14 protein-coding genes are annotated in these 14,967 nt (G+C 71.0%); 9 read left to right on the top strand and 5 right to left on the bottom strand.

The window, feature by feature from the left end:
• Positions 1–5: 5 nt before the first annotated feature.
• From AB0N14_RS12830 to AB0N14_RS12820, 3 genes are all read left to right on the top strand, one after another.
• Entirely contained in the window at positions 6–299 is a 294-nt protein-coding gene (locus tag AB0N14_RS12830; RefSeq protein ID WP_366025691.1) for a hypothetical protein, read from the top strand.
• Between the two features lie 53 nt (positions 300–352).
• The gene (locus tag AB0N14_RS12825; RefSeq protein ID WP_366025690.1) at positions 353–847 is read left to right on the top strand and encodes a hypothetical protein; all 495 of its coding nucleotides are present in this window, start codon (positions 353–355) and stop codon (positions 845–847) included.
• A gap of 487 nt (positions 848–1,334) precedes the next feature.
• Positions 1,335–1,577 carry a DUF5302 domain-containing protein gene (locus tag AB0N14_RS12820; protein WP_366025689.1) on the top strand — a complete coding sequence of 81 codons (243 nt, stop codon included), beginning with the start codon at positions 1,335–1,337 and terminating at the stop codon, positions 1,575–1,577.
• 297 nt (positions 1,578–1,874) lie between these two features.
• On the opposite strand, the gene katG is transcribed toward AB0N14_RS12820, so the two are convergent.
• The 3 genes from katG to AB0N14_RS12805 all read right to left on the bottom strand — a co-directional run bounded on the left by katG (position 1,875) and on the right by AB0N14_RS12805 (position 5,311).
• Positions 1,875–4,067, bottom strand: coding sequence for a catalase/peroxidase HPI (katG, locus tag AB0N14_RS12815; RefSeq protein WP_366025688.1), 2,193 nt, complete (start codon positions 4,065–4,067; stop codon positions 1,875–1,877).
• An 806-nt stretch (positions 4,068–4,873) separates the two neighbouring features.
• Positions 4,874–5,095 (bottom strand): enoyl-CoA hydratase/isomerase family protein, encoded by a 222-nt coding sequence (locus AB0N14_RS12810; RefSeq protein ID WP_366025687.1) that lies wholly within the window; start codon positions 5,093–5,095, stop codon positions 4,874–4,876.
• A 12-nt stretch (positions 5,096–5,107) separates the two neighbouring features.
• Entirely contained in the window at positions 5,108–5,311 is a 204-nt protein-coding gene (locus tag AB0N14_RS12805) for a hypothetical protein (RefSeq protein WP_366025686.1), read from the bottom strand.
• A 189-nt stretch (positions 5,312–5,500) separates the two neighbouring features.
• On the opposite strand from AB0N14_RS12805, the gene panD reads away from it, so the two are divergent.
• Together panD and AB0N14_RS12795 are read left to right on the top strand one after the other, a co-directional pair.
• Positions 5,501–5,923, top strand: coding sequence for an aspartate 1-decarboxylase (gene panD, locus AB0N14_RS12800; protein ID WP_366025685.1), 423 nt, complete (start codon positions 5,501–5,503; stop codon positions 5,921–5,923).
• On the top strand, positions 5,920–6,588 hold the full coding sequence (locus tag AB0N14_RS12795; RefSeq protein WP_366025684.1) for an aspartate/glutamate racemase family protein: 669 nt from the start codon (positions 5,920–5,922) through the stop codon (positions 6,586–6,588). Before panD ends, AB0N14_RS12795 begins: the two co-directional genes overlap by 4 nt.
• Positions 6,589–7,325: 737 nt before the next feature.
• On the opposite strand, the gene gndA is transcribed toward AB0N14_RS12795, so the two are convergent.
• On the bottom strand, positions 7,326–8,765 hold the full coding sequence (gene gndA / locus AB0N14_RS12790; RefSeq protein ID WP_366025683.1) for an NADP-dependent phosphogluconate dehydrogenase: 1,440 nt from the start codon (positions 8,763–8,765) through the stop codon (positions 7,326–7,328).
• 333 nt (positions 8,766–9,098) lie between these two features.
• On the opposite strand from gndA, the gene AB0N14_RS12785 reads away from it, so the two are divergent.
• On the top strand, positions 9,099–10,346 hold the full coding sequence (locus tag AB0N14_RS12785) for a peptidoglycan DD-metalloendopeptidase family protein (RefSeq protein WP_366025682.1): 1,248 nt from the start codon (positions 9,099–9,101) through the stop codon (positions 10,344–10,346).
• 39 nt (positions 10,347–10,385) lie between these two features.
• On the opposite strand, the gene AB0N14_RS12780 is transcribed toward AB0N14_RS12785, so the two are convergent.
• Positions 10,386–11,471 (bottom strand): DMT family transporter, encoded by a 1,086-nt coding sequence (locus tag AB0N14_RS12780; RefSeq protein WP_366025681.1) that lies wholly within the window; start codon positions 11,469–11,471, stop codon positions 10,386–10,388.
• A gap of 275 nt (positions 11,472–11,746) precedes the next feature.
• On the opposite strand from AB0N14_RS12780, the gene AB0N14_RS12775 reads away from it, so the two are divergent.
• From AB0N14_RS12775 to glgC, 3 genes are all read left to right on the top strand, one after another.
• Positions 11,747–12,454, top strand: a complete 708-nt coding sequence (locus tag AB0N14_RS12775) for a (2Fe-2S)-binding protein (RefSeq protein ID WP_366025680.1) — start codon at positions 11,747–11,749, stop codon at positions 12,452–12,454.
• 74 nt (positions 12,455–12,528) lie between these two features.
• Complete coding sequence (glgA, locus tag AB0N14_RS12770; protein WP_366025679.1) at positions 12,529–13,680, top strand: glycogen synthase; 1,152 nt, start codon at positions 12,529–12,531, stop codon at positions 13,678–13,680.
• Between the two features lie 44 nt (positions 13,681–13,724).
• Positions 13,725–14,945: a glucose-1-phosphate adenylyltransferase gene (gene glgC, locus AB0N14_RS12765; protein WP_366025678.1), complete on the top strand. Its 1,221-nt coding sequence runs from the start codon at positions 13,725–13,727 to the stop codon at positions 14,943–14,945.
• Positions 14,946–14,967: the final 22 nt, after the last annotated feature.

Here is a 14,967-nt window from a genome sequence, read left to right as displayed (position 1 = left end):
AGGGCATGCCCGGCATCAGGAACGAGCAGGCGTTCAGGGAGGCGGCGACGCGTGTGGTCGACCTCGTGTTCACGGACGACGACGCCTACCTGGACGCCTTGCCCGAGGTGGTGGAGAGCGCGATCGGAACGCCTCTGGCAGAGGTCTACATGGCATTGCAGGAAGGGCGCTCGCTGGCTGAACTCGAGCGTGCGGTACGCCTGTTGGTCGACGTAGCCGGGGACGTGATGTCCGAGATGCCGCCCGAGCTTGCTGAAACGCTGCGAGAGTTGCGGTTCGCTGGGCGAGGACGAACGTGAGGCGGTCTCCGGATCTGCCCGAGATCCTGATGTCGACCCATGCGAGGGCACCGATGACAGCGTGGCGCATCGAACTGGGACGGCACGACTGGGACGCTCTCCGCTGCGGTTGCCGGCAGTCGGGTGCGCACCCCCCGGAGACCTTCACGCGGCTCCTCTCCGCCGGAAGCGTCGTCGAGATGACGGGGCACACACTGGAGAACCACCTCGAGGTGCAGAGCATGCTCTTCGAGGTGGCCCCGCACGCCGTGCCGGTAATGCTCACGGCGCTGGCCGAGGACCTGCACCACTCCGTCAGGAGGCACCTGGTGGGGATGCTGGAGTACCTCGTGACAGGGGAGTCGCACCGAAGCGAGGTCGAGGCCGGTCGCCCCGATCTGGAGGAGGAGTGCATCGCCGCGGTGCGTGAGGGCATCTTGGGGCTGTGCGCCGAGGCCGTGTCCGGGGACGCCGAAGCTGCGTTCGGCATCCTGGAGTTCGTGGACGAGGACGAGGACCGGCTGGAGTACTACCGCTCCGCCCTTGCCGAGGGCCTTGGCAAGGGGTGAGGAAGACCTTCGCCCAGGCGGTCTCCGTATCAGTGGCGACGAAGTGGTGGCCGGGGCCACGCCGACTGCCGGCGTGCATGCTGAAGCCGCCGAAGTCCCTGTCGCCCCAGGCGAATCGACGGACCGGTGCGACGGCGGCCATGGTCTGGCCGGGCCGGCAGTGACCGCACCGGCCACGCGGCCGGGAGTCCTTCGGTGCTGAATGCTTCGTACCGTATTCAAGTCGAAGATCTAGCGTTTGGTTGTTTCGGCAGGTCAGTGCCCTGATCGCCGCGTCCGGGTCAGCAAATGGTCAGCGTGAGGACGGACGGTGTCCCGGCTTGCTGACCTGCACCCGTGGCAGGGGCCCGCTGCGCCCGGCGCCCCGCTCGGAAGGCTCGGTGCGTGGCTCGACAGCTCGCCCGCAGGGATGATGTTGCAGGTGCCCCGCACTGCGCCGGCATGACAAGCTGTGCTTGCCCACCCCACCCGAACCCAGGAGGTCCCCATGACCGCAGAGCCCGTATCCACGGAAGGTTCGGAGCCGGCTGCCCCGGAGACGTCCCCTCTGGCGCCGGACAGCGAGGACAACTACGACCTCAAGCGCAAGTTCCGCGAAGCCCTGGCCCGCAAGCGCGGCGCGCAGGCGGACGCCGCTGACATTGCCGCCAACCCCGATGCGTCGAAGGTCCGTGCGGCGCACGGACCGGTTGCGAGCCAGCGGTCGTTCAGGCGCAAGAGCGGCGGCTGAGTCGATCAGTCCCGGGATCCGGCCGCTTCACAGGAATGGCCCAGCTGCGGTTGGCGCGGGTCCGTGGCGCCGCCGCACTGGCATTCCGGCCAGGACGTCCAGCCGCCGACGTTGCGCGGTGGTCAGGACGTAGCTGACGGCCCGGTGCAACGTCGGCGCGCGCGTACAGGCGCTGTCCGTGGGAGCGGCCGATCACCGGCTGTCGGCCCGCTCACGCAGGCAACTGGCTCAGCACCGCAGAGTGCCACACTTCGCCACGTCCCGGGCGGACGATGGGGGCCGACCGGGACGTCGGGCTCAGGCGAGGTCGAACCGGTCGAGGTTCATCACCTTGTTCCACGCTGCCACGAAGTCACGTACGAACTTCTCTCCCGCGTCCTGGGACGCGTAGACCTCCGCGACGGCACGGAGCTGGGAGTGCGCACCGAAGATCAGGTCGACGGCGGTGGCGGTCCACTTGACCTCGCCGGTGGCGCGATCCCGGCCTTCGAACACGTTCTCGTCCGTGGCCGACGCCTTCCACTCCGTGCCCATGTCGAGCAGGTTGACGAAGAAGTCGTTGGTCAAGGTTCCCGGCCGGTGGGTGAAGACACCGTGTGGGGATCCCTTGAAGCCGGTGTTCAGGGCCCGCATGCCGCCGATCAGCACCGTCATCTCGGGAGCGGTCAGCGTCAGCAGGTTGGCGCGGTCCAGCATGAGGGTCTCCGGCGACAGCTTCTCGCCCGCCGGAAGGTAGTTGCGGAAGGCATCCGCCTTGGGCTCCAGCACGGCGAACGACTCCGCGTCGGTCTGCTCCTGCGAGGCGTCCGTACGCCCCGGTGCGAACGGAACCGTGACGTCGTACCCGGCGTTCCTCGCGGCCTGCTCGACGGCCGCGCACCCGCCGAGGACGATCAGGTCGGCGAGGGAGACCCGCGTTCCGCTGGTCTGGTAGAGGTTGAAGTCCTGCTGGATCCGCTCGAGCGTGCGCAGTACCTCGGTCACCTCGGGGAGGTCGTTGAGCTCCCAGTCCTTCTGCGGTGCGAGCCGGATCCGTGCTCCGTTCGCCCCGCCGCGCTTGTCGGTGCCGCGGAAGCTTGCCGCCGACGCCCAGGCGGTGGTGACCAGCTGGGAGATGGAGAGGCCCGAGGTGAGGATCCTGCCCTTGAGGGCAGCGATGTCCTCGTCCCCGACCAGTTCATGATCGACGTCGGGAACGGGATCCTGCCACAGCTGCGGCTCGGGAATCCACGGGCCGAGGTAGCGCGAGAGGGGTCCCATGTCGCGGTGCAGCAGTTTGTACCACGCCTTGCCGAACGCCACCGCGAGCTCGTCCCGGTTCTCGTGAAACCTCTTCGTGATCGGGCCGTAGACCGGGTCCACCTTCAGCGCGAGGTCCGTCGTCAGCATCATGGGGGCGTGCCGCTTCGACGGATCATGGGCGTCGGGCACGGCATTCCTGGCCGCGGGATCCTTGGGAGTCCACTGGTGGGCGCCGGCGGGGCTGCTCGTCAGTTCCCACTCGTACCCGTAGAGATTGTCCAGGTACCCGTTGTCCCACTTGGTCGGCTCGGTGGTCCATGCGCCCTCCAGGCCGCTGGTGAGCGCGTGAGGGCCCGTGCCGCTGCCGTATGTGTTCCGCCAGCCGAGGCCCTGCTGCTCGATGGAGGCGGCCTCGGGTTCCGGGCCGATATAACTGGGGTCGACCGCGCCATGACACTTGCCGAAGGTGTGGCCGCCGACGATGAGTGCGACCGTCTCCTCGTCATTCATCGCCATGCGCCCGAACGTCTCTCGAATGTCCCGGGCGGCAGCCATCGGGTCCGGGTTTCCGTTGGGCCCCTCCGGATTGACGTAGATCAGTCCCATCTGTACGGCGGCGAAAGGACCGGTGAGTTCCCTGTCGCCGCTGTAGCGCTCATCTCCCAGCCATGTGTCCTCGGGCCCCCAGAAGATCTCTTCCGGCTCCCAGATGTCCTCTCGCCCGAAACCGAATCCGAACGTCTTGAACCCCATGGATTCCATGGCGCAGTTTCCGGCGAAGACCAGAAGATCGGCCCAGGAGATTTTCCGGCCGTACTTCTGTTTGACCGGCCACAGCAGACGGCGCGCCTTGTCCAGGCTCGCGTTGTCCGGCCAGCTGTTGAGGGGGGCGAAGCGCTGTGCGCCGCTGCCGCCACCGCCGCGGCCGTCCTCGATGCGGTACGTTCCCGCGGCATGCCAGCTCATCCGGATGAAGAGCGGCCCGTAGTGACCGTAGTCGGCAGGCCACCAGTCCTGGGATGTCGTCATCACCTCGAAGACGTCACGCTTCAGCGCGTCGACGTCGAGGGTCGCGAACTCTTCCGCGTAGTCGAAGTCCTCGCCCATCGGGTTGGACCGGGGCGAGTGCTGGTGGAGAACCTGAAGGTCCAACTGATTCGGCCACCAGTCCCGGTTCGTCCTGGGCCGCCGAGTCGGTGTGGGCGTCGGTGAAGGGATTGCAGGATTCTCGCTTTCACTGGCGGACATGCCCGTCCTTCTTCCTGTCTCGGTGTCCTTCAGTCGGCTGCCGCTCTTGACGTCGTCGGCTTTGCTGGTGTCGAGCACGTCGACCCACACAATCAGCGCGCCATGGCGCCCACCGGCTGGAAGATGCGCTGTGCCGCGTCCGTATGGTGGCGCACCGCAGACCACACCTCCATGAAACACGCAGAGCACCCCGCACGACAGACGTGAGAGAAGGGGCGGCCTTTTTGTTCCCGTGCCGATTTCCGACGCAAGCCGAATCGCATACGACAGCCCCCGGACTCGCCGGAGGGGCCTGGCTGGTGGCGGCTGTAAGGCGTGGCACGCCTAACGGCCTGAACGAGCAGTCGTCCATCTTGATCGTCATCTGTTGGACGACGCGTCGGACGCCCGCTGGGCCTGGATCCGTGCGTCCTCGGCACTCATCCTCGACGTCGTCACGACGACCACGGCGAGCGGGCGGAGTTCTACGTCGACCCCGCGCAGAGCGGACCTGCGCTGTTCCACCGGATGCAGGCCGTAAGCGAGGTGAGCGGTGCGCCGAGTGACCGTTCGCGGGGTCGCTCAGGACTGGGCGAACCGCGGGACGCGGCCCTCGGAGAAGGCGGCGGCCTTCCGGGTCCTCATTCCACACCGCCTCGACACCGGCCCCGGTCTCGCGGCGCATCGCGTCCTTCAGCGCGCCGTCCCAGCCCTGGTCGAGCAGCCCCTTGGCCGGCCGCAGTGCGCTGGTCGACTTGGTGCGCGGGAGCGCGCCGACCCGCTGTACCTCCGCGTCGGGCACGGCGCGGTTCACCAGGCCCGCAGGCTCACGCCTGGGCGGCGTCGAACGGCTCGCCCAGCAGGATGATCTCCGCGGACACCACAGGCCCGGCGGTGCGCGTCAGCACTGCCGTGAAACCGTTGGTGGCGACCAGGCCGACCGTGGTCTCGGTGAAACGGAAGGTCACCGAATTGCCGACCACGACGAGATCCGCGCTGAGCGCGATCTCCGCGCCGCCGCTGATGGCGTGGGCGTGCACCTTCGCCACCACCGGCACCGGTCACGCCCGGATTTGCCGCGTGATCGCGTGCAGACACTCCGTGGCCGCCGCCAGTGCCGCCTGCGTCTTCATGCCCTTGGCGTGCTCCTCCGCCGACCAGTTCAGGTCGTGGTCGGCGGAGAACGCCCGTCCCGCGTCTCGGAGTAGGACCACCCGGACGTCGGACGGCAGATCCGCGGACGCGGCGCCGAACGCGTTGAGCAACTCAAGCGTGCCGAGATCCCGTGGCCCCCGAACCCTGCCTGGCGCAGCGTCAGAAAAGTCAGCAACGCGTCAGTGTGAGTCCTCGAACACCCGGCGACGGCTGACCGGACATGCGAATCGAGGTAGCCTCCGGAGACGGCCCTTGACCTGCAGAAGCAGGCAGGGAGCAGACGAATCGGGAGTTTCTTCGTGTTTCGTACGATGTTCAAGTCCAAGATCCACCGTGCCACCGTCACCCAGGCCGACCTGCACTACGTGGGATCGGTGACCATCGACGCCGACCTCCTCGACGCCGCCGACCTGCTGCCCGGGGAGCTGGTCCACATCGTCGACATCACCAACGGTGCCCGCCTGGAGACGTATGTCATCGAGGGCGAGCGCGGCTCCGGTGTCATCGGCATCAACGGGGCCGCGGCCCGTCTCGTCCACCCCGGCGACCTGGTGATCATCATCAGCTACGCCCAGGTCTCCGACGCCGAGGCACGGGCCCTGCGGCCGCGGGTGGTGCACGTGGACGGCGAGAACCGGATCGTGGCCCTGGGCGCCGACCCGTCCGCCCCGGTACCGGGCTCGGACCAGGAGCGCAGCCCGCAGGCCGTGGCCGCCCGGTGACCCCGCACACCGGCCCGCTCGCCCTGCTGCACACCTCCCCCGTCCACGTCCCCGTCTTCGAGGCCCTGCGCGACGCGGCCCATCCGGGGCTCGGCCTGACGCACCACGTGGCGACGGAGCTGCTGGACCGCGCCCGCGCGCACGGCCCCGGCGCCGTGGCCGACGACGTCCGGGACGTCCTGCGGGGGGCCGTCGCGGCGGGCGCCCGCGCCGTGCTGTGCACCTGCTCGACCATCGGCGCGGTCGCCGAGCGCGCGAACGTCGGTGTGCCGGTGCTGCGCGTGGACCGGCCGATGGCCGCGGCCGCGGTGGCCACAGGGCCCCGGATCGTCGTCGTCGCCGCGCTGGAGAGCACCCTCGAGCCGACGGTCGCCCTGGTGCGCGAGGAGGCGGCGGGCCGAGGTCCCGTCGAACCGCGCACCCTGCTCGTCGACGACGCGTGGGCGCTTTTCGAGGCCGGGGACACCGACGGCTACCTCCGCGTGATCGCCGACGCCGCCGACTCGGTCACCGACGCGGACGCCATCGTCCTCGCCCAGGCGTCCATGGCCCCGGCACGGCACTTGACCAGGACCACCGTCCCGGTCCTGTCGAGCCCGGAGCTCGGACTCGCCGCTGCGGCCACCGCGGCGGCACACGGTCCTCGCGACGGTTCACACGGCTGACCGGTGGCCGCGCCGCCATGCGGTGCGCCCGACCGGCCGCGGCGGTCCGCGGTGGCCGGTCGGGCCCCCGGCCCGTCCCACGAAGGGGTGAGTGCCCGTACGGCGCCCGGGTACCCGGGGGACAAGTCCAGGCCGACGTACGACTGGCTGGAGGACACGATGACGCATCCGTTCCCCGATCCCGCACAGCCGGGACCACCACCCGGACCGGGACCGACCCCGGGACCGGAGCCGACCCCCGAACCGGGTCCCGCGCCGGGACCTGAGCCCGCGCCCCCGGAACCGGGGCCCACGCCACCGGGACCCGAGCCGACACCTCCGGCACCCGGTCCCACGCCCCCGGGACCCGGGCCGGTGCCGCCGGGACCGGGCCCCGACCGCCCGCACCCCGAACCGGGCCCCGACCGCCCGCACCCCGGCCCGGGGCCGGTGCCCACTCCGGAGCCGCCCCCGTCGCCGATCCCGAAACCGCCGGGCCCGGACCCCGTCCCCGAACCCGGAGAACCGGGGCCGCCCCTTTCGTAGGACGACCCGACACGGAAAGCACGCCGGCCCGGCGCACGGGCGGAAACCCCGCGCACCGGGCCACTGCCGTATCCGGCCACTGCCGTATCCGGACGCGACGGACCGGCACGGGCGACCGGCGACCCAAGAGCCGCCCGTCCCTGAAGCCCCCGAGCTGCCCGACCTTCTGAGCCGCCCCGCGCCTACGCCTCGGCCTCGGGCCGCCCCGCGCCCTACGCCTCGACCTCGGACCGGTCCCCGCCCCACAGGGTGTGGAACGACCCCGCACGGTCCGTCCGCCGGTACGTGTGCGCTCCGAAGAAGTCACGCTGCCCCTGGGTCAGCGCGGCCGGCAGCCGCTCGGCGCGCAGGGCGTCGTAGTAGGCGAGGGCCGCGGAGAAGCCCGGCGTCGGCACGCCCTGGCGGGTCGCGGCCACCAGGACCTCGCGCCAGTCGTCCTGCGCCGCGGCGATCTCCTGCGCGAACGTCTTGTCCGACAGCAGGCTCGGCAGGTCCGCCCGGGCGTCGTACGCCGCGCGGATGCGGTCCAGGAACGCCGCGCGGATGATGCAGCCGCCGCGCCAGATGGACGCCACCTTGCCGAGGTCGATGTTCCAGTCGTACTCCGCGCTGCCCGACGCGATCTCGTGGAAGCCCTGCGTGTACGACACGATCTTCGACGCGTACAGCGCCTGCTCCACACGGTCCGCGAAGGCCGCCGCCTCGGACTCGCCGAGCGGCGAAGCCTTCGGCCCGGCGAGGCCCCGCGACGCCTCGCGCAGCGCCGTGTGCCCGGACAGCGAGCGGGCGAAGACCGCCTCCGCGATGCCGGACACCGGCACGCCGAGGTCCAGCGCGATCTGCACCGTCCAGCGGCCGGTGCCCTTCTGCTCCGCCTGGTCCAGGACCACGTCCACGAACGGCTTGCCCGTCGCCGCGTCCACGTGGGAGAGCACCTCCGCCGTGATCTCGATCAGGTACGAGTCCAGACGGCCGGTGTTCCAGGTGCGGAAGATGTCCGCGATCTCGGCGGGGGAGTAGCCGGCGACGTCGCGCAGCAGCTGGTACGCCTCGCCGATCAGCTGCATGTCGGCGTACTCGATGCCGTTGTGCACCATCTTCACGAAGTGCCCGGCGCCGTCCGGGCCGACGTGGGTCACGCACGGTGCGCCGTCCTTCGCCTTCGCGGAGATCTTCTCCAGCATCGGGCCCAGCGACTCGTACGACTCGGCCGAGCCGCCGGGCATGATGCTGGGCCCGTGCAGCGCGCCCTCCTCGCCTCCGGAGATGCCGGTGCCGACGAAGTGGATGCCCCGTTCCCGCAGTTCCTTCTCGCGGCGCCGGGTGTCCGCGAAGTGCGCGTTGCCGCCGTCGATGATCATGTCGCCGGGCTCGAGCAGCGGCGCGAACTCCTGGATCACGGAGTCCGTCGGCCCGCCCGCCTTCACCATGATCATCAGACGCCGTGGCCGTTCCAGCGCCGCCACGAAGTCCTCAGCGGACTCGGTCGCCACGAAGTCGCCCTCGTGTCCGAACTCCTTCACCAGCTCATGGGTCCGTGACACGGTCCGGTTGTGCAGGGCGACCGCGTAGCCGTTGCGCGCGAAGTTACGGGCGAGGTTGCGGCCCATGACCGCGAGACCCGTGACGCCGATCTGGGCTGAAGTGCTCATAACGGTTGGCTCCTAGAGATCCTGGAATCGGCGGTGCCGGTTCGGTCCGGACGACATCATCGAAGGGTGGTGCCGCTCGTGCTGGTCAGTATTGCCCGGTGACCATCGTGACGCGCCGGTACACCCGCCGCACATCCGGAATCTCCCGCCGCCATCCGGAATCTCCCGCCGAGGAGCAGGCGCCACGCGCGCCCCGGCAGTTCCCTCCGCCAGTCGCAACCAGGCGCGAGTCCCGGCCAGTTGACGCCACGGAGCGACCGATTCCCCGTCTTGTCATGGCCTGTTCGCGGCGTTTACTTTTGCCCCTCCTGACGCATGTCGAGGGGGCTTTCCATGGCCGTACGCGGCCGGCACCGCCGGTATCAGCCGACAAGGATCAACCGCGCCTCGCTCACCGTCACGGCGGGCGGCGCCGGCATGGCACTCCCGCTCATCGGCACCGGCGTCGCGCACGCGTCCGACGTGGACACCTGGAGCAAGGTCGCCGCCTGCGAGTCCAGCGGCGGCTGGGGCATCAACACCGGCAACGGCTATTACGGGGGACTGCAGTTCACGCAGTCGACCTGGGAGGCCTACGGGGGGACGGCGTACGCGCGGCGCGCGGATCTGGCCACCAGGGACCAGCAGATCGCCGTGGGCGAGAAGGTCCTCGAGGGTCAGGGGCCCGGCGCCTGGCCGGTGTGCTCCGTACGCGCGGGTCTGACCCGGGGCGGAACCGGCCCCGACACATCGGGGATCGCCCCGGCGACCGTCAAGCGTTCCGTTCGCGACGTGAAACCGCAGACCACGCCCCAGTCGCGGGCGGGCACCACCGAGATGTACACCGTGGTGCACGGCGACACGCTCTCCGGCATCGCCGACTCCCACCACGTCCAAGGCGGCTGGCAGGGGGTGTACACGGCCAACCGGACGACGGTCGGCGCGGACCCGGACCTGATCCTGCCCGGCCAGCGGCTGAACCTGCGGGCCAAGGCGGCCAAGGCGGCCAAGGCCCCGGCGCACCCGGAGGCGACGCCGGAGCGTACCCGCAAGACGTCCGAGGCGACGACTCACAAGACGTCCGAGCGGACCCACAAGTCGTCCGAGGGAACCCGCAAGTCGGCCCCCCGGAAGACGTCCGAGGGAACCCACAAGTCGGCCCCCCGGAAGACGCCTTCGCACCACAGCGCCCCCACCCACTCCATGGTCGCCCCCGTGAACGCCGCTACGGGCACGCGCTACCACGCCGCGGGGTCGGCATGGTCGAAGGGCTACCACACCGGCGTCGACTTCCCCGTGCCGACCGGCACCTCCGTGCGGGCGGTCGCGGCCGGGCAGGTGGTCGGCGCCGGCTGGGGCGGCTCCTTCGGCTACCAGGTGGTCATCCGGCACGCCGACGGCCGCTACACGCAGTACGCCCATCTGTCGGCGATCTCCGTCAGGGATGGGCAGAGCGTGGTGGCCGGCCAGCGCATCGGCCGTTCCGGCTCCACGGGCAACAGCACGGGCCCGCATCTGCACTTCGAGGTGCGGACGGGGCCCGGGTTCGGCAGCGACATCGATCCGGTCGCCTATCTCCGTACGGGTGGCGTCACCGTCTGACACCGGTCGGTCCGGTACCGTCCGCCGGGACCGGACCGGTCAGGACCCGGCCCGAGCGCGATGCCGGTCCGGGACGGGCGCCGGAATGAACACCCCGGTGTGCAGGGGGCCGTACGGGCGCGACGGCTCGCCGTACGCGGCGGGATCCCAGTCCTCGTACGCCTTCTCGACCATGTCCTGCCCGCCCGGGACGGTCTTCCGCACGGGCATCGCGGGCTCCGGGACCGACCGCGCCTTCGGCCACGGCTCGCCCACGGCCTCCGTGAGGGCCTCGTCCACCGCCGCCGGGTGCCGCTCGCCGTCGATCCGCTCCGTGGTCAGCAGGATCAGTCCGCCGGCGGCGAGAACACCGCAGACCAGGGCGAGCACGGTGCCGGTGGTGCCGTAGCGGAAGGTCTCGCCGAACAGGGTGATGCCCACCGCGGCCGCCGCCACCGGATTGACGACGGTCAGCGTGGCGAGCGGTGCCGCGAGACCCGCGCCCCGGTAGGAAGCCTGCGACAGCAGCAGACCGGCCGTCGCGAAGACGCCTATCGCCGCCAGGCTCGGCAGGTCCGCGAGGGAGACCCCGCCGGTCCAGTCCACCGCGACCGTCTTGGTGAACACCGACGACATGCCGAACGCGACACCGGACGCCACCGCCAACAGCACGCTGCGCACTGCCGGATGCCGGCTCGTCGCCCGCCCCGCGGCCATCAGCGCCATCACGCCACCGGCGGTGATCAGCGCCAGCGTCATCCGCTGGGCGCCACCGAGGGAGTGCGTGCCGGAGGCACCGACCAGGGACAGCAGGCCCGCGAGGCCCACGGTCGCCATGACGGCGCCGCGCCAGGCGGTCGTCCCCGCCCGGCGACCCACGCACAGGGCCGCCATCGGCAGCGCGAACACGATGGTCAGCGCGCCCAGCGGCTGGACCAGGCTCAAGGGGCCGTAGGCGAGCGCGGCCACATGCAGCAGCCCGCCGAGACCGTTCAGCACCACCGCCGCCCACCAGGCCGGCCTGCGCAGCGGCGCGTAGGACCGGTCGAGCGCGGACACGGCGACCTGCTCCTGCACGATCGCCCCGCCCGCGTACGCGACGGCGGAGACGAGCGACAGGAGCACGGACAACGCGAGGGCGCTCATCAGCGACTCCTTCGCGTGAGGCCGGAGCGGGCGGCCCGGCGCGACGAACGGTCTTCTTGCATGGTCAACACGATGCCGCCCGAGGCTGTTCCCCGTCGTCGTACCTGAGCACCCATTGGGTCATACTGCCGATGGAGTACGAGAGCGTTTCTCTCATCCCCGAGAGGGGTGCCGATGGGCCGGTCCCCTGGCCCGGAGCCCGGAGCCCGTAGCCCGGAGCCCGGAGCCTAGAGCCCGTTGCCCGCGGCACGTAGCGCGCTTGGTAGTACTGCCTCGTGGACCTCGACCCCGACCTCTCGGCGCTCGGCGCCCTCGGCGGCTTCTTCGTTCTGCGCTCCGGAGAACCGCCGCGTGGGGCGCTGCCCACGCTGGCGCAGGCGTACGCGTCCGGGCCGCCGGAGGGCGACACGGATCCGCTGGCCGTGCGCATCCGCAAGGTCGCGCACAGTCTCCGGGCACCGGAACTCCGGGTCGCCGCCTCCCTCGCCCACCAGGGCCTGGCGGCCCGGATCTGGTCCGTCGCGCTCGGCTGCGCCGCGCTGTACGGGCGGGTGCCCGACCTCGATCCCCGGCTGCTGCGCTGGGACCCGGAGGGCGGCGTGCCCGACGACCTGTGGCTGAGCGAGGTGCGCCCGCTGCCCGTCGCCTCGCTCGACACGGTCGTACGTGAGGGGCACCTCGCGCCCCTCACGGCCGTCCTCAGCGCGCGCCACAGCGTCTCCGCAAGGCTGTTGTGGGGCAACGCGGGCTCCGCGCTCGCCGGCACCGTCCGCATGGTCGACCGATGGGCGCGGGAGACCGGTCGTACGGACGTGGGGGAGCGGGCCCGCTCCCTCGCCGCGGGACTGTTCGCGCACCCCGACCTGTCCGGCACCCTGGACCCCGCCACCGGCCGCCGCCGCAGCTGCTGCCTCTACTACCGGCTGCCCGCGGGCGGACTGTGCGGCGACTGCTGCTTCGACTGCCCGCCGGGGCGCGAGTGAACACGGGTGGTCTTCCGCAACGGCCGCATCTGGGTGACCATGTGGGGACCAGCCGCTGAGACAGGGGGTACCGGGTGCGTGTGGGACTGCTGACCCGGGAGTACCCGCCAGACGTGTACGGCGGTGCGGGCGTCCATGTCGAGTTCCTCGCCCGGGAGTTGCGCTCCCTCGTCGACCTGGACGTGCACTGCTGGGGCGAGGGCGGCGCGGGCGGCGTCATACGACACCGGCCGTGGCCCGGCCTCGACTCCGCCAACGACGCGCTGCGCACCTTCTCCGTGGACCTGGCCATGACCGCCGCCCTCCAGGGCCGCGAGCTGGTCCACTCCCACACCTGGTACGCCAACCTCGCCGGCCACCTCGCCAAGCTGCTGTACGGCATCCCGCACGTGATGACCGCGCACTCGCTGGAGCCGCTGCGCCCTTGGAAGGCCGAGCAGCTCGGCGGCGGGTACGCGCTGTCCAGCTGGGCGGAGCGCACCGCGATCGAGGCCGCGGACGCGGTGATCGCAGTCTCCGGCGCGATGCGCGACGACATCCTCGCCTGCTACCCGGCCCTCGACCCGGCACGGGTCCACGTCGTGCACAACGGCATCGACACCACCCTGTACCGGCCGGACCCCGGCACGGACGTCCTCGCCCGCATCGGCGTCGACCCGGACCGCCCCTACGTCCTGTTCGTCGGGCGGATCACCCGCCAGAAGGGCGTGCCCCATCTGCTGCGCGCGGTGCGGCACATCGACCCGGCGGCCCAGGTCGTCCTGTGCGCGGGCGCGCCGGACACCCCCGAGATCGACCGCGAGTTCCGTGACCTTTTCGAGGATCTGAGCAAGGGCCGCGAAGGCGTGCACTGGATTCCCAGCATGCTGCCGCGCCCCGAGGTGATCCAGCTCCTGACCCATGCCACCGTGTTCGTCTGCCCGTCTGTGTACGAGCCGCTCGGCATCGTCAACCTGGAGGCCATGGCGTGCGGCACCGCCGTGGTGGCCTCGCGCACCGGCGGCATTCCGGAGGTCGTGGACGACGGCCGTACCGGCCTGCTGGTCGACGTGGACGACGGCTTCGAGGAGCACCTCGCGCGTGCCCTGGACGCCGTCCTCGCCGATCCGGTGGCCGCGCGGAGGATGGGCGAGGCCGGACGGGAGCGCGCGGCGGGGGAGTTCGGCTGGGACGCGGTGGCCCGGCGCACGGTCCGCCTGTACGAGGATGTCCTCAAACAGGGGTAGTAATCAGCGAAGTGCAGCACAACCGGGCGTAGAGGGGCGGCGGCATGCGGCGCGGTGGACCTTCGGTGCTGGGAATCGTACTGGCCGGCGGGGAGGGCAAGCGGCTGATGCCGCTGACCGCCGACCGTGCGAAACCGGCCGTGACCTTCGGCGGGACCTACCGCCTCGTGGACTTCGTCCTGTCGAACCTCGTCAACGGTGACATCCTGCGCATCTGCGTGCTCACGCAGTACAAGTCGCACTCGCTGGACCGGCACATCACCACCACCTGGCGGATGTCCAGCCTGCTCGGCAACTACGTCACCCCGGTACCGGCCCAGCAGCGGCTCGGCCCGCGCTGGTATCTGGGCAGCGCGGACGCGATTCTGCAGTCGCTGAACCTGATCCACGACGAACAGCCGGAGTACGTGGCGGTGTTCGGCGCCGACCACGTCTACCGCATGGATCCGCGGCAGATGCTCGCACAGCACATCGAGGGCGGGGCGGGCGTGACCGTCGCGGGCATACGGGTGCCGCGCGCGGAGTCCTCCTCCTTCGGTGTGATCACGCCCGGCTCGGACGGACAGACGGTCGAACGCTTCCTGGAGAAGCCCGCCGACCCGCCCGGACTGCCGGGCGACCCCGAGACCGTCTTCGCCTCCATGGGCAACTACATCTTCACCACCAAGGCGCTGATCGAGGCGTTGCAGCGGGACGCCGAGGACCAGAACTCGGTGCACGACATGGGCGGTTCGATCCTGCCCCAGCTCACCGAGCGCGGCGAGGCCCAGCTGTACGACTTCAGCGCCAACCACGTGCCCGGCGAGACCCATCGCGACCGGGGCTACTGGCGGGACGTGGGCACCCTGGACGCGTACTACGAGGCGCACATGGACCTGATCGCGGAGCGCCCGGCCTTCAACCTCTACAACCGCAACTGGCCCATCTACACGCACTCCTACCAGCTGTCACCGGCCCGCTTCAACTCGGGCGGCATCGCCAGCGAGTCGATCATCAGCGCCGGGTGCCTGATCCGGGGCCAGGTGACGCGGTCGGTCCTGTCCCCGGGCGTCCTGGTGGACCCGGGCGCCGTCGTCCAGGGGTCGGTCCTGCACGACAACGTCCACGTCGGCCGCGGCGCGATCGTCCGCGGAGCGGTCCTCGACAAGAACGTGGAGGTACCCCCGGGCGCGACGATCGGCGTCAACCCGGAACGGGACGCGGAGCTGTACACGGTGTCGAAGGGCGGAGTGATCGCGCTGGGGAAGGGGCAGCGGGTGCCATAGGCCCTGTGGGGCCGGGCCGCCA

It is taken from the genome of Streptomyces sp. NPDC051104, from assembly GCF_040682835.1.
Taxonomy (GTDB): Bacteria; Actinomycetota; Actinomycetes; order Streptomycetales; family Streptomycetaceae; genus Streptomyces; species Streptomyces cynarae.
The sequence above is the reverse complement of the archived record's forward strand: the minus strand, read 5'-3'. Positions and strand labels throughout refer to the sequence as shown.